This window comes from Alistipes sp. Marseille-P2263, assembly GCF_018101075.1.
Taxonomy (GTDB): domain Bacteria; phylum Bacteroidota; class Bacteroidia; order Bacteroidales; family Rikenellaceae; genus Alistipes; species Alistipes dispar.
The window spans coordinates 66,728-85,861 of the sequence record NZ_JAGQEJ010000010.1 but is presented as its reverse complement, the minus strand read 5'-3'; the positions used below and the strand labels follow the sequence as shown (position 1 = coordinate 85,861).

The following is a 19,134-nucleotide window of genomic DNA, read 5'->3' as shown; positions in this document are numbered from 1 at the left end:
CCCGAAGGAGGGGTTTGGGATGGGGTCGGACTTGCAAACGCGGCCACAGGCCGCGACAACGGCCGGAGGATTTGCACTCCGGTGAACTAACGCGAACAACAACAAAGACAATATCATGGAAACCAAGAAAAAAGTGGTTCTGGCGTTCAGCGGCGGGCTGGACACCTCGTTTTGCGTGAAATACCTCTCGGAGGAGAAGGGATACGACGTCTACACGGCGATCGCCAACACGGGCGGCTTCTCGAAGGCCGAACTCGAAAAGATCGCGCAGCGCGCCGAAGAGCTCGGCGCCAAGGAGCACGCCACGCTCGACATCGAACAGGAGTACTACGAGAAGAGCATCCGCTACATGATCTTCGGCAACGTGCTGCGCAACGGGACCTATCCCATTTCGGTCAGCTCGGAGCGCATCTTCCAGGCCATCGCCATCATCGAGTACGCCAAGCGGATCGGCGCGGACGCCGTGGCCCACGGCTCGACCGGCGCAGGCAACGACCAGGTGCGCTTCGACCTGACGTTCCAGATTCTCGCCCCCGAGATCGAGATCATCACCCCGACGCGCGACATGACCCTGACGCGCGAATACGAAATCGAATACCTGCGCCGTCACGGCTTCACGGCCGACTTCAAGAAGATGGAGTACTCGATCAACAAGGGGTTGTGGGGCACGTCGATCGGCGGCAAGGAGACCCTGCATTCGGAGCAGACGCTCCCCGAGGAGGCCTATCCGAGCCAGATCGAGGCCGAGGGCGAGGAGCGGCTCACGATCGCGTTCGACCGGGGCGAGATCGCCGCGGTGAACGGCAAACCCTACGCCGACAAGGTGGAGGCCATCCGCGCCGTGGAGGCGATCGGCTCGCGCTACGGCATCGGCCGCGACATGCACATCGGCGACACGATCATCGGCATCAAGGGCCGCGTGGGCTTCGAGGCCGCCGCCCCCATGCTCATCATCGCCGCGCACAAGATGCTCGAGAAGCACACGCTCACCAAATGGCAGCTCTACTGGAAGGACCAGGTGGGCACGTGGTACGGCATGTTCCTCCACGAGGCGCAATACCTCGAGCCCGTCATGCGCGACATCGAGGCGATGCTCCGCTCGTCGCAACGCAACGTCACGGGTACGGTGGAGCTGATCCTGCGGCCGCGCAACTACACGCTCGTGGGCGTGGAGTCCCCGTTCGACCTGATGAAGACCGATTTCGGCGAATACGGCGAGGTGAACAAGGCGTGGACGGCCGACGACGTGAAGGGCTTCACGAAGATTCTCGGCAACCAGATCAAGATCTACCACAACGTCCAGAAGCGCAACGGGAAATGATACGCGCCGGCATCATCGGAGGCGCCGGCTACACCGCCGGCGAACTCATCCGCCTTCTGGTCAATCACCCGCAGGCCGAAATCGTCTTCGTGCACAGCACCTCGAACGCGGGCAACCGCCTTTCGGAGGTCCACGGAGGGCTGGAAGGCGACACGGACATGCGTTTCTGCGACGGCTTCGACCTCGGGGCGATCGACGTCCTGTTCCTCTGCTCGGCCCACGGAGAGAGCCGCAAGTGGCTCGCGGCGCACGACGTTCCGGCCGGCGTGCGGATCATCGACCTGGCGCAGGACTTCCGCGACGAGAGCGAAGGCTTCGTCTACGGACTGCCGGAGTGGCAGCGCGACCGCATCCGCACGGCGCGGCGCATCGCCAACCCGGGATGCTTCGCCACAGCCATCCAACTGGCACTGCTGCCGCTGGCCGCCGCGGGGCTGCTGCGCGACGAGGTGCACGTGACGGCCGTGACGGGATCGACGGGCGCCGGGGTGAAACCCTCGGCCACGACCCACTTCAGTTGGCGCACGGCGAACCTCTCGGTTTACAAGGCCTTCACGCACCAGCACCTGCTGGAGATCGGCCGCAACCTGCGGCGGATCGAACCGGCGTTCGACGCCGAAATCGACTTCGTGCCGATGCGCGGCGACTTCGCGCGGGGCATTCTCGCCAGCGTCTATACGCGGTGCACGCTGGAGGAGGCCGACGTGCGGAAGCTCTACGCCGGCTACTACGCAACGGCCCCCTTCACGCACGTCACGGAACGCGGCGTGGACCTCAAGCAGGTCGTCAATACGAATAAGGCGCTGCTGCAGGTGGCCCGCCACGGCGACAAGCTGCACGTCGTCTCGGCGATCGACAACCTGCTCAAGGGCGCCTCGGGACAGGCCGTGGAGAACATGAACCTCCTGTTCGGACTGGACGAGCGGGAGGGGCTGCGGCTCAAAGCCTCCGCATTCTGAAACCCAAGCCGCCCCGGCGGCGAAAAACGAACGGAAACACATGAAACTTTTCAACGTATATTCCCTCTACCCCGTCGAACCGGTACGCGGCCGGGGCTGTTTCGTCTATGATACGGCCGGCACGGAATACCTCGACCTCTACGGCGGACACGCCGTGATCTCGATCGGCCATGCCCACCCGGACTACGTGCGGGCCGTCTCGGAGCAGGTCGCGCGTCTGGGCTTCTACTCCAATTCGGTGGAAAACCCGCTCCAGACCCGTCTGGCCGAGAAGCTGGGACGCATATCGGGCTATGCCGACTACAGCCTCTTCCTCTGCAACTCGGGGGCCGAAGCCAATGAGAACGCACTCAAGCTCGCCTCGTTCCACACAGGACGCGCGAAGGTGCTCTCCTTCACGAAGGCGTTCCACGGCCGCACGGCGGGCGCCGTGGCCGCCACGGACAACCCCGCGATCGCAGCGCCGTTCAACCGCACGCCGAACGTGGAATTCGCGCCGCTGAACGACATCGGCGCCGTGCGCGAGAAACTCTCGACGCGAGAATTCGCCGCCGTGATCGTCGAAGGAATCCAGGGCGTCGCGGGCATCCACTGCCCGACGGACGACTTCCTGCGCGCCCTGCGCGAGGCGGCGACCGAAACGGGCACGCAGCTCATCCTGGACGAAATCCAGTCGGGCTACGGCCGCACGGGACGCTTCTTCGCCCACCAGCACGCCGGCATCCGCCCCGATCTCATCACCACGGCCAAAGGCATGGGCAACGGCTTCCCGATCGGCGGCGTGCTCATCGCGCCCCACTTCGAGGCGCGGCCGGGTCTGCTGGGCACCACCTTCGGCGGCAACCACCTCGCCTGCGCCGCGGCGATCGCCGTGCTGGACACGATCGAACGCGAACGGCTCGTGGAAAACGCCGCCGCGGTGGGCGAATACCTCCTCGGCGAGCTGCGGCGGTTCACGACGCTCCGCGAGGTCCGGGGCCGCGGCCTGATGATCGGCATCGAAACCGACGGTCCGGGGGCCGAACTGCGCCGGCGGCTGCTCTTCGAGCGGCACGTCTTCACGGGCGGAGCGGGCGCCTCGACCGTCCGGCTGCTTCCGGCCCTCTGCCTCACGCGCGAGCTGGCCGACCGTTTCCTCGAATCGTTCCGCGGGATCGTCGGATAACCCAGAAAACAGAAGAAAACCATGAAGAAATTTACCTGCGTACAAGACATAGGCGACCTGCGCGAAGCCGTCGCCGAAGCGCTGGAGATCAAGCGCGACCGCTTCCAGTTCACGGGTCTGGGCCGCAACCGCACGCTGCTGATGCTCTTCTTCAATTCGAGCCTCCGCACGCGGCTCTCGACCCAGAAGGCGGCGATGAACCTGGGCATGAACGTCATGGTCCTCGACGTCACCCAGGGGGCCTGGAAACTCGAAACCGAGCGCGGCGTGGTGATGGACGGCGACAAGGCCGAGCACCTGCTCGAAGCCATCCCCGTCATGGGCTCCTACTGCGACGTGATCGGCGTGCGCTCCTTCGCCCGCTTCCGCGACAAGGCCGAGGACTACGAGGAGCGCATACTCGAACAGTTCATCCGCCACTCGGGCCGTCCGGTCTTCTCGATGGAGGCCGCCACACGTCACCCGTTGCAGAGCTTCGCCGATCTGATCACCATCGAGGAGCACAGGCGCGTCGAGCGCCCGAAGGTCGTGATGACCTGGGCGCCGCATCCCAACGCCCTGCCGCAGGCCGTGCCCAACTCCTTCGCCGAGTGGATGAACGCCGCGGACTACGACTTCGTCATCACCCATCCCGAGGGCTACGAGCTCGCCCCGGAGTTCGTGGGCCGCGCCCGCGTCGAGTACGACCAGCGCAAGGCCCTCGAAGGCGCCGACTTCGTCTATGCCAAGAACTGGGCCGCATGGGCCGACCCCAACTACGGGAAGGTGCTCTCGCGCGACCGTTCGTGGACGGTGGACGACGAGAAGATGGCTCTGACGAACGACGCCTTCTTCATGCACTGTCTGCCCGTGCGGCGCAACATGATCGTCACCGACTCGGTGATCGAATCGCCCCGCTCGCTGGTCATCCCCGAGGCGGCGAACCGCGAAATCTCGGCGCAGGTGGTACTCAAACGGCTGCTGGAGGGACTGCAATGACGGAACGGATCACGGTCGTGAAGATCGGCGGCAACGTCATAGACGACGCGGCGGCCCTCAAACGGTTTCTCGGCGAGTTCGCCGCCCTGCCCGGCGCGAAGATCCTGGTGCACGGCGGAGGCAAGCTGGCCACGCGGCTGGCCGAGCGGCTGGAGCTGGAGGTGCGGATGGTCGAAGGACGCCGCATCACCGACAAGGGAATGCTCGACGTGGTGACGATGGTCTACGCCGGGCTGGTGAACAAACAGATCGTCGCGGGACTTCAGGCCGCCGGATGCAACGCTATCGGACTGTCGGGCGCCGACGGCAACATCGTGACGGCCCGCCGCCGCGCACCGGAACCGGTCGATTTCGGTTTCGTGGGCGACATCGAGCGGGTCGATCACAAGCTGCTCGGGCGGTTGCTCGACGCGGGCCTCGTGCCCGTCTTCCCGGCCATCATGCACGACGGGCGGGGTACGCTGCTCAACTGCAATGCCGACAGCGTGGCCTCGGCCGTGGCGCTGGGCGCCGCACGCCTCGCGCCGACCGATCTCATATACTGCTTCGAGAAGCGCGGCGTGCTGCGCGACGCGGAGGACGAGGGCTCCGTAATCCGCGAGATCACCGCCGCGACCTATCCCCCGCTCAAGGCCGACGGCACGGTGTCGAAAGGGATGATCCCGAAGATCGAAAACGCCCTCCGGGCCGTCGAAAAGGGCGTGCGGAGCGTCACGATACGCAGCGCCGAACGCCTCGCCGACGACTCGGGCACGACGATACGCTGACCGGGCCGAACGCGGCCGCCCTGCGGCCGGACCGACCCGGGGAACAGCCGGAAAACAGAACGAAGAGAATGATGGATACGAGAACCGAAGAGGCCGTCGGACTGCTCCGGCGGCTCGTCGCCACGCCCTCCGTCTCGCGCGACGAGGCGCGCACGGGCGACCTGCTCCACGCCTTCCTCGCGGAGCGCGGTGCGGCTCCCGAACGGTTCCACAACAACGTATGGGCCCGTTCCGCCGGATTCGACCCCGCGCGGCCGACGCTGCTGCTGAACTCGCACCACGACACGGTGCGGCCCGCGGCCTCCTACACGCGCGATCCGTACGATCCGGCCGTCGAAGGCGACCGGCTGTACGGACTGGGCAGCAACGACGCCGGGGCATCGGTCGTCGCGCTCGCCGAGACGTTCCTCGCCTTCCGCTCGCGGCCGCTGCCCTTCAACCTCGTACTGGCCCTCACGGCCGAGGAGGAGTGCATGGGCGAACGCGGCATCCGCGCCCTGCTGCCCGTGCTGGGACCGATCGACATGGCGCTGGTGGGCGAACCGACCGGCATGCAGGCCGCCGCGGGCGAACGGGGCCTCGTGGTGCTCGACTGCACGGCCCGCGGGCGGAGCGGCCATGCGGCCCGCAACGAGGGGATCAACGCCCTCTACATCGCGCTCGACGACATCGCCCGCCTGCGGACATTCCGCTTCGAGCGGGAGTCGGCGCTGCTGGGGCCCGTCGGAATCGCCGTCACGCAGATCGAGGCGGGTACGCAGCACAACGTCGTGCCCGACGTCTGCCGCTTCGTCGCCGACATCCGCACGACGGACGCCTACACGAACGAGGAGACGGTCGAAATCCTTCGCCGCGCGATCCGTTCGGAAGCCGTGCCCCGCTCGACGCGCATCCGCGCCGCGGCCATCGCGGACGACCATCCGCTCATGCGCGCCGCCCGCGCCGCCGGACGCCGGACATTCGTCTCGCCCACGACTTCGGACCGGACGCTGATGCCCTTCCCGGCGCTCAAGATAGGCCCGGGCGAATCGGAACGGTCGCACACGGCCGACGAATACGTGTGCCTTTCGGAGATCGCCGAAGGGATCGCCGTCTATGAAACCTACATCGAAAAATTAGCATCGGAACTATGAGCAGTACGAAACTTTGGGACAAGGGCTTCGAGCCGGACAGAATGATCGAGGAGTACACCGTGGGACAGGACCGCGAGCTGGACATGCGGCTGGCGCGCTACGACGTCGAAGGGTCGCTGGCGCATATCGCCATGCTCGAGAAGATCGGCCTGCTGACCCGCGAGGAGCTGGAGACGCTGACCGCGGGACTGCGGGAGATCGCCGCCGAAATCGAGGCCGGACGCTTCGAGATCGAACCCGGCACGGAGGACGTGCACTCCGAGGTGGAGCTGATGCTCACGCGGAGGCTCGGCGACGCAGGCAAGAAGATCCACTCGGGACGCTCGCGCAACGATCAGGTGCTGGTGGACCTCAAACTGTTCCTGCGCGACGAACTGCGGCAGATCGCCGGTGCGGTGCGCACGCTCTTCGACCGGCTGCAGGAGCTGAGCGAACGCCACAAGGAGGTGCTGATGCCGGGCTACACCCACCTCCAGATCGCCATGCCCTCGTCGTTCGGGCTCTGGTTCGGGGCCTACGCCGAAACGCTCGTGGACGACATGCGGCTGCTCGCCGCGGCGTGGCACATAGCCAACCAGAATCCGCTGGGATCGGCCGCCGGCTACGGCTCGTCGTTCCCGCTCGACCGCACGATGACCACGCGCCTCATGGGTTTCGAGGAGCTGCACTACAACGTCGTGGCGGCCCAGATGAGCCGCGGCAAGAGCGAACGGGCGGCGGCGGCGGCCATCGCGGCCGTCGCGGCGACGGTCGGCCGCATGGCGATGGACCTCTGTCTCTTCATGAGCCAGAACTTCGGGTTCGTGTCGCTGCCCGACGAGCTGACCACCGGGTCGAGCATCATGCCCCACAAGAAGAATCCCGACGTCTTCGAGATCATGCGGGGCCGCTGCAACCGTCTCCAGGCGCTGCCCAACGAGATCGCCCTGCTGACGACGAACCTCCCCGCGGGATACCACCGCGACCTGCAGCTCCTGAAAGACATCCTCTTCCCGGCCACGGACGAGATCCGGCGGACGCTCGGCATGTGCGACTTCATGCTCGCCCACCTGCGGGTGAACGGGCACATCCTCGACGACCGGAAATACGACTACCTGTTCACCGTCGAGGACGTGAACCGGCTGGTATTGCAGGGCGTGCCGTTCCGCGAGGCCTACCGGCAGGTGGGCATGGCCGTCCAGCGGGGCGAATACACTCCCACGCGCGAGGTGCATCACACCCACGAGGGAAGCATCGGCAACCTCTGCACCGCCGAAATCCGCCGCAAGATGGAACGCGTGATGAAGGAGTTCGAAACCCCGGGCCTGTAACCCGGGGAGCGGAGACCGCACACTCCGCGACTCGCTCTCCGCACACCTGCGCCGCACACTCCGCGGCCATTCTCCTCCGCAGCATACGAAAAACCCCGGACGGGACACGTCTCCGTATCTTCGTCCGGGGTGAATCGGTCCGGGTCCGGGCCATGCGCCCGGCCGGCAGCGGCGATGCCTACTTGATGCGCTCGTAGTATTCGCGCGTACGGGTATCGACGCGGATCTTGTCGCCCGTGTTGATGAACAGCGGCACGCGGATCGTGGCCCCCGTATTGACCGTCGCGGGCTTGAGCGAGTTGGTCGAAGCGGTGTCGCCCTTGACGCCCGGCTCGGTGTAGGTCACCTCCATGTCCACGATCGGGGGCAGTTCGGCCGAAAGCACGGTCTCCTTCTCGGTATGGAACATGACCTCGACGATCTGGCCGTCGGCCATCAGGTCGTAGTTGTTGATCAGGTTCTTGTCGATGTTGATCTCCTCGAAGGTCTCCGTATGCATGAAGTGCATGCCCAGATCGTCCTCGTAGGTGAACTGGTAGGGACGGCGCTCGACACGCACGGGCTCGATCTTCACGCCGGCCGAGAAGGTGTTGTCCAGCACGCGGCCGTTCTCGAGGTTCTTGAGTTTCGTGCGAACGAAAGCGGGGCCCTTGCCCGGTTTCACATGCTGGAAATCGACGATCTGAAAGGTCTTGCCGTCCAGCTCGATGCACATGCCGATCTTGATGTCTGCGGTAGTTGCCATAACGTATTGTTTTTGATATTGAATTTCGCGGGGGCGAAGTTAGCAAAAAAAAAGCAATATTCCTATTTTTCTCCGCACCCGCATTCCGGCCGTCGTCCGGAACGCTCAAAGCTCTATCGCCTTGCACGTGAGCCCCATCTGACGAATCTTCTCCAGCGTGCGGGGCAAGGCGTAACGCATGTTGCGGAAAGCCTTCTCGCTGTCGTGGAACACGACGATGGCCCCCGGGGCGAGGTACTTCGTGACGTTCCGCAGGCAGGTCCTCGGCGAGAGTTTGCGGTTGTAGTCGCGCGAAATGATGTCCCACATGACCAGTTTGTAACGCTGCCCCAGCAGACGGGCCTGCGCCGGGGTGATGCGCGCATAGGGAGGCCGGAACAGTTCGCTGTGGATCAGATCGTTGGCGAAATCCACATCCTCCGTGTAACGTTCCAGGCTCATGCCCCATCCCTTCTGATGCGAATAGGTGTGGTTGCCCACCTTGTGCCCGGCGTCGAGAATCCGCCGGTAGAGGTCGGGATACATCTCGACGTTCTTGCCCAGCACGAAGAAGGTGGCTTTGGCATCATACTTGTCCAGCGTCGAGAGAATCCACTCCGTGACACCGGGCGTCGGTCCGTCGTCGAAGGTGAGGAAAACCCCCTCCTCGTCGGCGATCTCCCAGATCAGGTCCGGCATCAGACGCCGGATTATTTTCGGTGGCTTCAAACGCATACCGGAGCAAAAATAGGGAAAATCCGCGCCAAATGCGAAAAAATATGGTTATATTTGTGAATAACTTCCCCCGAGAGAGCGGCCGCACGACATTTTCCGGCGTCGGACGCCGTCTCCGCGGGGAACAATACCGATCGAAATGAAAGCACTCTCCCGCATCATCCTGACCGCGCTCATCGCGGCGACGGCGGCCGGCTGCAAGGCCGTCAATACCCTGACCGATTCGAAAAAGGCGTCGCAGGGCAAGCCCTACGAGCTGATCGTGGTCTGCCCGCAGCAGGAGTGGACGGGCGAGGTGGGCGACACGCTGCGCGCCGTGCTCACGGCCCCGGTTCCCTATCTCAACCAGACCGAACCGCTCTTCGACGTGCTGCGCGTGCAGGAGCGCGGATTCACGGGACTCGTGGCCGACCACCGGAACATCCTCAAGATCCGGATCGACCCCTCGCTCCCGGAAGTGACGACAGGCGTGGAATACGACGTGACGGCCCGGCCGCAGATCGTCCTGACGACGGCGAGTCCCGACGACCGCTCGCTCGTGGAGTACCTCTCGAAGAACCGCGAAAACCTCGTGCACGCCCTCGAACAGGCCGAACGGGACCGTGCCGTGGAGGCCAATTCGAAGTTCTACAACACGGGTATCGACGCCGCCGTGCGCAAGACGTTCGGCGTCGGAATCAAAGTCCCAAAGGGCTACGTGCTGGCCAAGCAGGAGGACGACTTCCTCTGGGCGCGCTACGAGTACCCGGCCGCAAGCCAGGGCTTCTTCATCTGCTCCTACCCCTACGAGGGACCCGAATCGCTCGCCCCCGAGGCGCTGCTCGCCGCCCGCAACAAGTACGCGGCCCGGATTCCGGGTCCGTCGGACGGCTCCTGGATGACCACCTCCGAAGTCATCCCCCCGGCCTACAGGATGTTCCGCCTCGAAGGCCGTCTCTGGTGCGAGCTGCGCGGCTTCTGGGACGTGAAGAACGATTTCATGGGAGGTCCGTTCGTCAGCTACACGACCGTGGACACGGCCACGAACCGCGTCTTCACGCTCGACTGCTACGTCTATTCGCCCAAGCTCCACAAACGCAACTTCGTGCGCGGCGTCGAACACCTGCTCTACACCGTGACTTTCCCCGAGACGGAGAAGTAGCGGTCCGGAAAGGCGCAGCGCCCCCTGCGTCCGGAAGGGGCGCCGCCCCGGGCCGTGCGGCGCTCCGGAAGAAACCCCGAAGACCCCCATGCAGCAAATCCTGACATACACGTTCCTCACGCTCTACACGGTCACGATTCTCGGCATCGTGCTGGTCATCATCACCGACAACCGGAATCCGCTGAAGACCCTGCCGTGGATCATCGTACTGCTGCTGGCGCCCGTCGCGGGGCTCGTCTTCTACTTCTTCTTCGGACAGAATCTCTCGAAACAGCGCATCATCTCGCGCCGCACGCGCAAACGGATCACCCTGCAACTGGAGGAGGCCGAACACACCGGCTGTCCCGACCTGCCGGAACAGTACCGTCCGCTGGCGCAACTGCTCCGGCGCACATGCCACGCCGTGCCGCTCTACGGCAGCCGCATCACCCCCTACACCGACGGCGGAGCGAAGATGGAGGCGCTGCTCGGGGAGATCGCCCGGGCGCACCACCACATCCACCTGCAATACTACATCCTCAGCGACGACGAGACGGGCCGCCGCCTCCGCGACGCGCTCGCCGCGAAGGCCCGCGAGGGAGTCCGCGTGCGGATTCTCTACGACGACGTGGGGTGCAGCGGCGTCAAGAAGGCGTTCTTCCGGGAGATGCGCGAGGCGGGAATCGAGGTCCATGCCTTCCTGCACGTCAAGTTCCCGCGCTTCACGAGCAAGGTCAATTACCGCAACCACCGCAAGATCGTCGTCATCGACGGCCGCACGGGCTTCATCGGCGGCATGAACATCGCCGACCGCTACGTGCGCGGCACGGAGTGGGGTTCGTGGCGCGACACCCATTTCCGGATCGAGGGGAGCGGCGTGGCGGGATTGCAGATCGCCTTCCTGAGCGACTGGTCGGCGACCACCAAACGCCATATCGCCGGTCCGGAATACTTCCCCGCGGCGAAACGCTACACGGACGACATCCTGCAAATCGTGGCCGGAGGCCCCTTCGGCAAATGGCGCACGCTGCTCCAGGCCGAAAGCTACGCCGTGGCAAACGCCCGCCGCAGGGTCTGGATCCAGACCCCCTACTACCTCCCCTCGGACGTGCTGAACACCGCGCTGCAAACCGCCGCGCTGGCGGGGACCGACGTGCGGCTGATGCTCCCGGCGCGTTCGGACTCGAAGCTCATCGACCTCGCGTCGCACTCCTACCTCGACGACATGATGCGCGCCGGCGTGAAGATACTCTTCTACGAACCGGGATTCCTGCACTCCAAGCTGCTCATCGCCGACGACGCGCTGACCGTGATCGGCTCGGCGAACATGGATTTCCGCAGCTTCGAGCACAACTTCGAGGTCAATGCCTTCGTCTGCGACGAGGAGTTCACCGCCCGCATGGCCGCGATATTCGACTCCGACGCCGCGAAATGCCACGCCGTGACGCCCGGCGAGTGGTTCCGCCGCCCGCGCCGCCGCCGCTGGGCCGAATCCTTCATGCGCGTCTTCTCGCCGCTCATGTAACCGCCGCAACCTAAAACCGCAACCCGATATGAAACGAATCCTGCTGTTTCTCCTCTCCGCCGCTGCATACGCCTGCACGCAGGCCCCGGCCGCATCGGACTACGCGATCGTCGCCGGACCCGGCATCGCCGACGACCCGCAGTGGAGCGCCGTCGTCGAAGCGCTCCGCGAAAGCCATCCCGGCGCCCGGGTGATCCGTTACCGCGACTCGGTGCGCGAGGCGCTGCCCGCGCTGCGCTGCGCGGCGCCCCGCTACGTGGCCTTCGTGGACCGGCCCGAACGCATCGGGCGCGACTACATCATCGAGCTCAACCGCATGAGCCGCGAGGCGGACCGGGACATCTACGCCGACTACCTCTGGGGCGTCATCACGGGATACGACGCCGAAGCGGCGCTGCGCATGGTGCGCAACGCCCGCGAACCGCTCGTCATCCGGAGCGCCGTAAGCACGCTGCGCGAGGTGGGCAGCGGCAAGTGGTTCGACGCCTTCGCCTATGTGGACGACCGCGACGCGGGCCGCTGCGGCGTGAAACGTCCGGGCGAAGACTCCGTTGCCCACTACCGCACGCGACGGCTGCTGCCCGACGGGCGGCCCGACCTGCTGCGGGAGTTCTGCGACTTCTACGCCCGGCTCGATCCCGATCTCGTCACCACGGCCTCGCACGCCACGGAACGGAACCTCGAAATGCCGTTCTCGGTGGGGAACCTGCGGTGCGCCGACGGAGCGCTCTACGCCGACTTCCCGGAGGGGCGCACGCCGCTGGCCGGGTCGGACAAACGGCGCGTGTTCCTGCCGATCGGGAACTGCCTGATCGGCAACGTGGACAACACGCGCGGGAGCATGGCCGTCGCATGGATGAACAGCGCGAACGCCGCGGCGATGGCCGGCTACGTGGTCCCGACCTGGTACGGCCGCAACGGATGGGGCGGACTGAAATACTGGCTGACGACGCCCGGACGCTACACGCTCGCCGAGGCCTTCTACCTCAACCAGCAGGACATGCTGCATCAGCTCGAGGAGTGGTGTCCCGGATTGGGCGAACGGGCCTTCCCGTTCGGCGAGGAGGGTTTCGCCGAGGAGGATTTCGTCCGGGCCGACAGCGTCGCGGGGCGGAAACTCTCGGCGGACGAGACGGGCTTCTTCTTCGACCGCGACGTGCTGGCGTTCTACGGCGACCCGGCATGGGACGTACGGCTGCGGGAGCTTCCCGCCGAACGCGATTTCATCGTGAGCGAACGGCACGAAAAGGGACAGTGCATCCTGACGGTGACGACCTCCGCCGCATTCGACGCCGAGCGCATGGCGGGCGGCCGGTTCAAGGAGGAGCACGTGGGCAGGCTGCCTTTCAGCTACTTCTTCCCCGAGCGGCTGCCGAATCCCCGCCTCGCGGCCGGACAGGCATGGAACGCCGCCGTGGACGAAAACTTTCTGCTGATTTACGATCCCGGCTTCGAACCGGGAAAGACCTACACGATCCGGCTCGACACCGGCGAGTGACGCCGCGGCGGACAGATACCCCGACGGGCAGAAACCCGGCCGACCCGCCCCGGCTGCGCGATCCGGCCCCGCACCGGAGGCGGAGTGCGGCGACAGGGGGCCCGACCGGTCTCTTCTGCGGGATCAGATTTCGACGATGCCGTTGCGAATGGCATAGACCACCAGGCTCGCGGTGTTCTTGCAGCCGGTCTTTTCGAGAATATTGGCACGGTGCTTATCGACCGTGCGCTTCGATATGAAGAGTTCGTCGGCGATCTCCTGGTTGGAAAGCCCCCGGCAGACGGCCACCAGAATCTCGCGCTCGCGCGAGGAGAGCTGGTCGTCGGCCGCGTCGTCGCGCGTGCGCATCCGTCCCGTCAGCGACGAAAGCAGTTGCGGCGAGAAGTAGCTTCCGCCGCCCATCACCGTCCCGATGGCCTCCAGCACGTCGCCTATGTCCGAATCCTTCAGCAGGAATCCCCGGGCTCCGGCCTCGACCATCCGCGAGTAGTAGCTCTCCTCGCCGAACATCGACAAGGTGATGATCCGCAGCTCCGGCCGCCGGGCCAGCGCCCGCTCGGTCGTCTGCGCGCCGTCGAGCCCCGGCATCGAAAAATCCATGAAGACGATGTCGGCCTCCATCCCCTCCATCATCGCCAGGAACTCCTCGCCGCTGGCCGCCTCGCCTACGACGCGGCAGCCTTCGCAGCGTTCGAGCAGCTCCCGCAGCCCGTTGCGGAAGAGCGAATGGTCGTCCACGAGTATGATTCTGCACTCCATCCCGATTACTCTCTTTTTTTACGCCGGCGCGTCCGCTCCGCGGGTCCGGGAGCTTCCTCCTGCGTGTTGATCCGGATCGCCGTCCGCATCCCCCTGCCTTTGGACGAGGTGATGTCGAACGTGCCGCCGAGCGAATTGATGCGCGACGCGATGTTCGAAAGCCCCATACCGCAGTCCATCATCGCCTGCGGATTGAACCCGCGGCCGTCGTCCGAATAGTCGAGCGCCAGCTCCGGCCCGTTCTGCGAGAGCGAAAGGTTGATCGACGAACAGCCCGAATGCTTGAGCGAATTGTTTATCAGCTCGCAGATCACCCGGTAGAGGATCACCTCTACGTCCGTATCGTAACGTTCGGTGCGGAGGTTGGTCGTGAAGCGGATCTTCACGTCGTGCATGGCCGCACTCTTGTCGATGAAATTCCGCACGCCCCGCGCCAGTCCGAAATCGTTGAGCACGTGCGGCGAAAGGTTGTTCGAAATCTCGCGCAGCGAGCGGATCGCCTCCTCGATCACATAGGTCGTATTGTCGATGATCTCGCGCTGCTCGGCGCTGCGCTCGTCGCGCGAAAGGGCCGTCAGCGACATCTTCGCCGAAGAGAGCAGCGGACCCAGCCCGTCGTGCAGCTCCTTCGAGAAACGCGACCGGGCCTTCTCCTCGGTACGCAGCACGGCCGTCAGGATGCGCTTGTTGAGCAGCGTCCGCTGGTGATTCAGGCGGTCGATATACTTGAAGAGCTTGTGCGCGTACATCACCCCGATCGACAGGCAGATCGACACCGTGACGCCCAGGTAGGCGAACCACCAGCGCGGAACGATCTCCACGCCCATATCCATGAGCAACTGCACCAGCCGCTCGATGGTCAGCAGCGAGAAGCCCACGATGAAGAGTATCCACACGGAGTTGTACTTCGTGGCACGCACCAGCCGCAGGGCATAGGCCGTCGCCAGCGTCTGGACGATGATCGAGATGACGAGCAGGATCTTGATGAGCATAACCGCGGTTTTTCACAAAGATAGCGAAAAAATCATTCGAACATCCCGTCGAGCCGCTTCAACTGCCGGTAATCCGTCAGATCGGCCTGCACGGGAACCACCGACACGTAGCCGTGCGCCAGCGCCCACTCGTCGGTGTCGGTCGCTCCGGGCTCGCCATTGACGAATTCGCCCGTGAGCCAGAAGTAGGGGCGGCCCCGCGGATCCTCGCGGCGGAAGAACTCCTCGCGCCAGAAGCCGCGGTTCTGCCGGCAGAGCCGCACGCCGCGCACCTCGCCGGGCCGTCCCTTCGGGACATTGACGTTCAGGCACAGCGGCAGCTCCGCACCGCGGTCCAGCACCGCGCCGACGATCCGCCGGCCGTAGAGCACCGCCGCCTCGAAATCGGCATCGGCGGCATGGTCGTCGAGCGACAGTCCCACGGCCGGACAGCCGTAGAAACTGCCCTCGATGGCCGCGCCCATCGTCCCCGAATAGAGCACATTGACCGCGGAGTTCGAGCCGTGGTTGATGCCCGAGAGCACCAGATCGACCCGTTCGTCGCGCAGCAGGCAGTCGAAAGCCATCTTCACGCAATCGACGGGCGTGCCGGAGAAGGCGTAAACCGCCAGTCCCTCCTCCTCGCGGACGCTGCGCAGGTAGAGCGGACTATACATGGTGATGGCCTGGCTCATGCCGCTCTGCGTCGTCTCGGGCGCCACGACCACCACGCGCCCGAAGGTGCGGGCCACCTCGACGGCGGCCTCCATGCCCCGCGAATCGTAACCGTCGTCGTTGGTCACGAGTATCAGTCTCTCTTCCATAGTCTTTTTCGTTCCGTTCCGGCGAAACGGACCCGCGGCCCCGAAAGCGGCGCAAACCGCTCCGCTCCGCGGAATCCCGGCCGGAAATCGCCCGTAAAGATAGCGATAAATCCTCCGACCGAAGCGGAATTCGAGGCAATAGTTGCGCCATTCGGAAAATTCTTCCTATATTTGCAACCCCAACAGGGCGTATATCGACCTCTTTCATTGGGCGCTACGGCGACGGCGGACGATGCGGCGGACGCGCGGGAAGACTTTCCGGAAACGGAAAGCGGACCGGCGGGGATGCGGCGGAGCGGTTCCGCGGGATTACGGACAAGGGGTCCGTATGGTAGTCCGGGCGCAGCGGGAATGTCGGGTGCGAAACTCAAAATTCGTTGCAACAATGAACAAAGACGCAATCATCCGGCTCGTAAACGAGCAGATGTGGCCGAAGACGGACGCCGACGTGCCGTCGTTCAAGGCCGGTGACACGATCACCGTATCCTACAAAATCGTCGAGGGTAACAAGGAGCGCGTGCAGAGTTTCCGCGGCGTGGTTATCCAGATCAAGGGTCAGGGCAAGACCAAGATGTTCACGATCCGCAAGATTTCGAACGGCGTGGGCGTCGAGCGCATCTTCCCGCTTTACTCGCCCCATATCGAGAAGATCGAGGTCAATAAGATCGGTGTGGTCCGCCGCGCCCGCATCTACTACCTGCGCGATCTGACGGGCAAGAAGGCGCGTATCAAGGAGAAGCGCATGACGAGCAGCTCGGAGAAGTAATCCGCATCTGCCCGGAAACGGAAAACGGGACATTCGAAATGAATGTCCCGTTTTTTCGCATCCTCTCCGGCCGCAGCAAGGCGGCCGCACCCGAAAGCTCTGCGCCGAAGAGAACGCCCCCCGGAAACGCGCCGCACGGAAACAGGCGCAGGAAACACCGGAGCAGGAAACGATTCCGCACGGAAATGCCGCGCCCGAAAACCGACGGGGGACGCCGCGCTGCGGCATCCCCCGTTCTGCGTTCCGGAAACGGCCGATCAGTCGGTCACCGGAATATCCTTGTTCACGTTCTTCGAACCCACGAGGGCGTAGAAGAGGATGTAGGCCAGACCCACGATCACGACCCAGTAGCTCGAGAGGTAGCCCGCGAAGTCGGCCACGCCGCCCTGGATCAGCGGAAGGATACCGCCGCCGCAGACCATCACCATGAAGAAGCCCGAACCCATCGAGGTGTATTTGCCGAGGCCTTCGACGGCGAGGTTGAAGATGCCTCCCCACATGACCGAGGTGCAGAGGCCGCAGAGCGTGAGGAACATGACGCCGACGGGAACCTCCACCAGTCCGAAGCCCGTACCGGTGAAGACGGGCATCGAAACCGTCGAGGTGACGGGCGAGAAGATGCCCACCAGCACGAAGAGAATGGCTACCGAAGCCACCACGGAGAGCTGCGACTTGCTCGAGACCTTGCCGCCGATGATGCCGCCGACCAGACGGCCGCACATCATCAGGAACCAGTACGTGCCCACGAGCGAACCCGCGGCCGCGGCCGCCATGCCCGCGCCGTCGGTCGTGGAGGTGAGGAAGAGATTCATGAAGTTGGGAATGCCGACCTCGACGCCCACATAGATGAAGATGGCCACGGCGCCCAGCACGAAGTGACGGAACGAGAGCGCGCTGTGCTTGTCCTTCTTCGCCTCGGCGGCCTTCTCCTCGATGGCATACGGCTCGGGGATCGAGACCATGGAGAGCACGACGAAGGCCACGGCGAAGATACCCATGGCGATGAACAGCGCGGGCGAAGCGTCGCTGATCGTCGCGCGGGCCACGTCGCCCATCAGATAACCGACCAGAATCGGCACGATGGTGGCCGAGATCGAGTTGAGCGAACCGCCGAACTGGATCAGCTGGTTACCCCGCTTGCCGCCGCCGCCGAGGGTGTTGAGCATCGGATTGACCACCGTATTGAGCATACACATCGAGAAACCCGAGACGAACGCGCCGACGAGGTAAACCGCGAAGCTGCCGGCCACGCCCGAAAGGTACTGGATACCCACGCCGATAAAACCGACCGCAATGGCCGCCAGCGCCGTTTTCTTGTAACCGATGCGGTTGAGCATCAGACCCGCCGGAATACCCATGAAGGCGTAGGCGATGAAATTGGCCGCATTACCCAGCTGCGACATCCAGTTCGCCACCGAGAACTGGTTCTTCACGATCACGCCCAGCGGATTGGCGAAGCCCGTGACGAACGAGATCATCGCGAAGAGCGCGAACATCATGATGATAGGTAATGTGTAATTCTTCTTTTGTTCCATAGAGTTGATCTGTTATTTAGGTTAATAATCGTTTGTCCGGATTTGCGGTCATCTGTCGCGTTCGACGATATAGGCGCAGAGGTTCACCAGCGCCGAGCGGTAGTCGGAGTCGTCGTAGTCGGAGAGCATCCCCACGGCCCGCGAGACATAATCCTGCATCACCTCGGCCGCGGCGGAGAGTCCGCCCTCCCGCTCCACCGCAAGACGCAGGTACTCCACCGCTTCGTCGTCCTCGTGACAACGGGCCAGTCTGTCCAGCAGATCGGCCCGTCTCTCCTCCGACGCGCGGTCGAGCACCGTCAGCAGGGGCAGCGTGATCTTCCCCTCCCGCAGGTCGTTGCAGACGGGTTTGCCCGTCTGCGCCGAGGGGGTATAGTCCAGGATGTCGTCCTGAATCTGAAAGGCCATGCCCACCGCCTCGCCGAAGCGGCGCATCGTCGCCACCTTGTCGCGCGTGGCCCCCACGGCCAGCGCCCCCGCCGACGCGGAGACGCCCAGCAGGCTCGCCGTCTTCTTGTAGATGATGTCGAGGTAGGTCCGGCGGGTCATGCTGCGTTCGGCGGCGCATTCGTCCTGCAACACCTCGCCCTCGCACAGCGCGGCCATCGAGCCGCATACGTGCGTCACCAGATCGAACTGCCCGCTCTGCAGGCCGATATTCATATTTTTAGCCAGGATGTAATCGCCCAGAATCACCGCCTTGTGCGACTGCCAGCGGGCATTGACCGAGGGTTTGCCGCGGCGCGTGTCGGCCTCGTCGATCACGTCGTCGTGGATGAGCGAGGCCACGTGGATCATTTCGACCAGCATCGCCGCCAGCGAGGCGCGCCGTCCGCCCGCCGCACCCTTGACCGGAGCGTTCATCGCCGCCGAAAGCATCACCAGCAGCGGACGGATGCCCTTGCCGCGCGCCGTCAGGGCATAGCGCAGCATGTCGGACAGCAACTCCCCTTCGGCCGTGAACTGCCGTTCGACGAACTCTTCGAACGCAGCCAGTTCGGCCGTCACGGGCCTGCGGATGTCATCGAGTGTAATCATATCCGC

General features: G+C 64.6%; 18 protein-coding genes. 11 read left to right on the top strand and 7 right to left on the bottom strand.

Translation table 11 applies throughout. The features are described 5' to 3' along the window. Positions 1-115 precede the first annotated feature (115 nt). The 7 genes from argG (at position 116) to argH (ending at position 7,633) form a co-directional block, all read left to right on the top strand. Complete coding sequence (gene argG / locus KB554_RS11720; protein ID WP_211036284.1) at positions 116-1,321, top strand: argininosuccinate synthase; 1,206 nt, start codon at positions 116-118, stop codon at positions 1,319-1,321. Then, on the top strand, positions 1,318-2,280 hold the full coding sequence (gene argC, locus KB554_RS11715) for an N-acetyl-gamma-glutamyl-phosphate reductase (RefSeq protein WP_211036282.1): 963 nt from the start codon (positions 1,318-1,320) through the stop codon (positions 2,278-2,280). Before argG ends, argC begins: the two co-directional genes overlap by 4 nt. 40 nt (positions 2,281-2,320) lie before the next feature. Then, positions 2,321-3,445: an aminotransferase class III-fold pyridoxal phosphate-dependent enzyme gene (locus tag KB554_RS11710; protein ID WP_211036280.1), complete on the top strand. Its 1,125-nt coding sequence runs from the start codon at positions 2,321-2,323 to the stop codon at positions 3,443-3,445. A 21-nt stretch (positions 3,446-3,466) separates the two neighbouring features. After that, on the top strand, positions 3,467-4,423 hold the full coding sequence (locus KB554_RS11705) for an acetylornithine carbamoyltransferase (protein ID WP_141428631.1): 957 nt from the start codon (positions 3,467-3,469) through the stop codon (positions 4,421-4,423). Continuing rightward, positions 4,420-5,190 carry an acetylglutamate kinase gene (gene argB / locus KB554_RS11700; RefSeq protein WP_141428629.1) on the top strand — a complete coding sequence of 257 codons (771 nt, stop codon included), beginning with the start codon at positions 4,420-4,422 and terminating at the stop codon, positions 5,188-5,190. The genes KB554_RS11705 and argB overlap by 4 nt, the downstream gene beginning before the upstream one ends. A 71-nt stretch (positions 5,191-5,261) precedes the next feature. Continuing rightward, positions 5,262-6,323 carry a M20 family metallo-hydrolase gene (locus tag KB554_RS11695; protein WP_211036338.1) on the top strand — a complete coding sequence of 354 codons (1,062 nt, stop codon included), beginning with the start codon at positions 5,262-5,264 and terminating at the stop codon, positions 6,321-6,323. Further along, positions 6,320-7,633: an argininosuccinate lyase gene (argH, locus tag KB554_RS11690; protein ID WP_211036278.1), complete on the top strand. Its 1,314-nt coding sequence runs from the start codon at positions 6,320-6,322 to the stop codon at positions 7,631-7,633. Before KB554_RS11695 ends, argH begins: the two co-directional genes overlap by 4 nt. A gap of 178 nt (positions 7,634-7,811) precedes the next feature. Here argH and efp read toward each other — a convergent pair whose 3' ends face one another. Further along, a complete protein-coding gene (efp, locus tag KB554_RS11685) occupies positions 7,812-8,378 on the bottom strand; it encodes an elongation factor P (RefSeq protein WP_141428625.1) in 567 nt (188 codons plus the stop codon). Positions 8,379-8,483: 105 nt separating this feature from the next. After that, positions 8,484-9,056 carry a polysaccharide deacetylase family protein gene (locus KB554_RS11680; RefSeq protein ID WP_141428623.1) on the bottom strand — a complete coding sequence of 191 codons (573 nt, stop codon included), beginning with the start codon at positions 9,054-9,056 and terminating at the stop codon, positions 8,484-8,486. Between the two features lie 175 nt (positions 9,057-9,231). Here KB554_RS11680 and KB554_RS11675 point away from each other — a divergent pair, with 175 nt between their 5' ends. The 3 genes from KB554_RS11675 to KB554_RS11665 all read left to right on the top strand — a co-directional run bounded on the left by KB554_RS11675 (position 9,232) and on the right by KB554_RS11665 (position 13,235). Continuing rightward, the gene (locus tag KB554_RS11675; RefSeq protein ID WP_211036276.1) at positions 9,232-10,233 is read left to right on the top strand and encodes a DUF4837 family protein; all 1,002 of its coding nucleotides are present in this window, start codon (positions 9,232-9,234) and stop codon (positions 10,231-10,233) included. Positions 10,234-10,321: 88 nt separating this feature from the next. Next, the gene (cls, locus tag KB554_RS11670) at positions 10,322-11,737 is read left to right on the top strand and encodes a cardiolipin synthase (RefSeq protein WP_141428619.1); all 1,416 of its coding nucleotides are present in this window, start codon (positions 10,322-10,324) and stop codon (positions 11,735-11,737) included. A 28-nt stretch (positions 11,738-11,765) separates the two neighbouring features. After that, positions 11,766-13,235: a hypothetical protein gene (locus tag KB554_RS11665; protein ID WP_211036274.1), complete on the top strand. Its 1,470-nt coding sequence runs from the start codon at positions 11,766-11,768 to the stop codon at positions 13,233-13,235. Between the two features lie 123 nt (positions 13,236-13,358). Here KB554_RS11665 and KB554_RS11660 read toward each other — a convergent pair whose 3' ends face one another. From KB554_RS11660 to surE, 3 genes are read right to left on the bottom strand one after another with little or no spacing between them, the layout of a single operon-like run. Further along, on the bottom strand, positions 13,359-13,994 hold the full coding sequence (locus KB554_RS11660) for a response regulator transcription factor (RefSeq protein WP_141428615.1): 636 nt from the start codon (positions 13,992-13,994) through the stop codon (positions 13,359-13,361). A gap of 5 nt (positions 13,995-13,999) precedes the next feature. After that, positions 14,000-14,986, bottom strand: a complete 987-nt coding sequence (locus tag KB554_RS11655) for an ATP-binding protein (RefSeq protein ID WP_141428613.1) — start codon at positions 14,984-14,986, stop codon at positions 14,000-14,002. A gap of 32 nt (positions 14,987-15,018) precedes the next feature. Then, positions 15,019-15,789 (bottom strand): 5'/3'-nucleotidase SurE, encoded by a 771-nt coding sequence (surE, locus tag KB554_RS11650; protein WP_141428611.1) that lies wholly within the window; start codon positions 15,787-15,789, stop codon positions 15,019-15,021. A 385-nt stretch (positions 15,790-16,174) separates the two neighbouring features. Here surE and rplS point away from each other — a divergent pair, with 385 nt between their 5' ends. Then, positions 16,175-16,555, top strand: coding sequence for a 50S ribosomal protein L19 (gene rplS / locus KB554_RS11645; protein WP_141428609.1), 381 nt, complete (start codon positions 16,175-16,177; stop codon positions 16,553-16,555). Between the two features lie 257 nt (positions 16,556-16,812). Here rplS and KB554_RS11640 read toward each other — a convergent pair whose 3' ends face one another. Beyond that, a complete protein-coding gene (locus KB554_RS11640; protein WP_141428607.1) occupies positions 16,813-18,090 on the bottom strand; it encodes an MFS transporter in 1,278 nt (425 codons plus the stop codon). Positions 18,091-18,138: 48 nt separating this feature from the next. Beyond that, positions 18,139-19,128: a polyprenyl synthetase family protein gene (locus tag KB554_RS11635; RefSeq protein ID WP_211036272.1), complete on the bottom strand. Its 990-nt coding sequence runs from the start codon at positions 19,126-19,128 to the stop codon at positions 18,139-18,141. Between the last annotated feature and the right edge of the window lie 6 nt (positions 19,129-19,134).

Bases quoted from the DNA above. Each gene is read 5' to 3' on its own strand.
- argG (WP_211036284.1), top strand. From the start codon at position 116: ATGGAAACCAAGAAAAAAGTGGTTCTGGCGTTCAGCGGCGGGCTGGAC.
- argC (WP_211036282.1), top strand. From the start codon at position 1,318: ATGATACGCGCCGGCATCATCGGAGGCGCCGGCTACACCGCCGGCGAA.
- KB554_RS11710 (WP_211036280.1), top strand. From the start codon at position 2,321: ATGAAACTTTTCAACGTATATTCCCTCTACCCCGTCGAACCGGTACGC.
- KB554_RS11705 (WP_141428631.1), top strand. From the start codon at position 3,467: ATGAAGAAATTTACCTGCGTACAAGACATAGGCGACCTGCGCGAAGCC.
- argB (WP_141428629.1), top strand. From the start codon at position 4,420: ATGACGGAACGGATCACGGTCGTGAAGATCGGCGGCAACGTCATAGAC.
- KB554_RS11695 (WP_211036338.1), top strand. From the start codon at position 5,262: ATGGATACGAGAACCGAAGAGGCCGTCGGACTGCTCCGGCGGCTCGTC.
- argH (WP_211036278.1), top strand. From the start codon at position 6,320: ATGAGCAGTACGAAACTTTGGGACAAGGGCTTCGAGCCGGACAGAATG.
- efp (WP_141428625.1), bottom strand. From the start codon at position 8,378: ATGGCAACTACCGCAGACATCAAGATCGGCATGTGCATCGAGCTGGAC.
- KB554_RS11680 (WP_141428623.1), bottom strand. From the start codon at position 9,056: ATGCCGGACCTGATCTGGGAGATCGCCGACGAGGAGGGGGTTTTCCTC.
- KB554_RS11675 (WP_211036276.1), top strand. From the start codon at position 9,232: ATGAAAGCACTCTCCCGCATCATCCTGACCGCGCTCATCGCGGCGACG.
- cls (WP_141428619.1), top strand. From the start codon at position 10,322: ATGCAGCAAATCCTGACATACACGTTCCTCACGCTCTACACGGTCACG.
- KB554_RS11665 (WP_211036274.1), top strand. From the start codon at position 11,766: ATGAAACGAATCCTGCTGTTTCTCCTCTCCGCCGCTGCATACGCCTGC.
- KB554_RS11660 (WP_141428615.1), bottom strand. From the start codon at position 13,994: ATGGAGTGCAGAATCATACTCGTGGACGACCATTCGCTCTTCCGCAAC.
- KB554_RS11655 (WP_141428613.1), bottom strand. From the start codon at position 14,986: ATGCTCATCAAGATCCTGCTCGTCATCTCGATCATCGTCCAGACGCTG.
- surE (WP_141428611.1), bottom strand. From the start codon at position 15,789: ATGGAAGAGAGACTGATACTCGTGACCAACGACGACGGTTACGATTCG.
- rplS (WP_141428609.1), top strand. From the start codon at position 16,175: ATGAACAAAGACGCAATCATCCGGCTCGTAAACGAGCAGATGTGGCCG.
- KB554_RS11640 (WP_141428607.1), bottom strand. From the start codon at position 18,090: ATGGAACAAAAGAAGAATTACACATTACCTATCATCATGATGTTCGCG.
- KB554_RS11635 (WP_211036272.1), bottom strand. From the start codon at position 19,128: ATGATTACACTCGATGACATCCGCAGGCCCGTGACGGCCGAACTGGCT.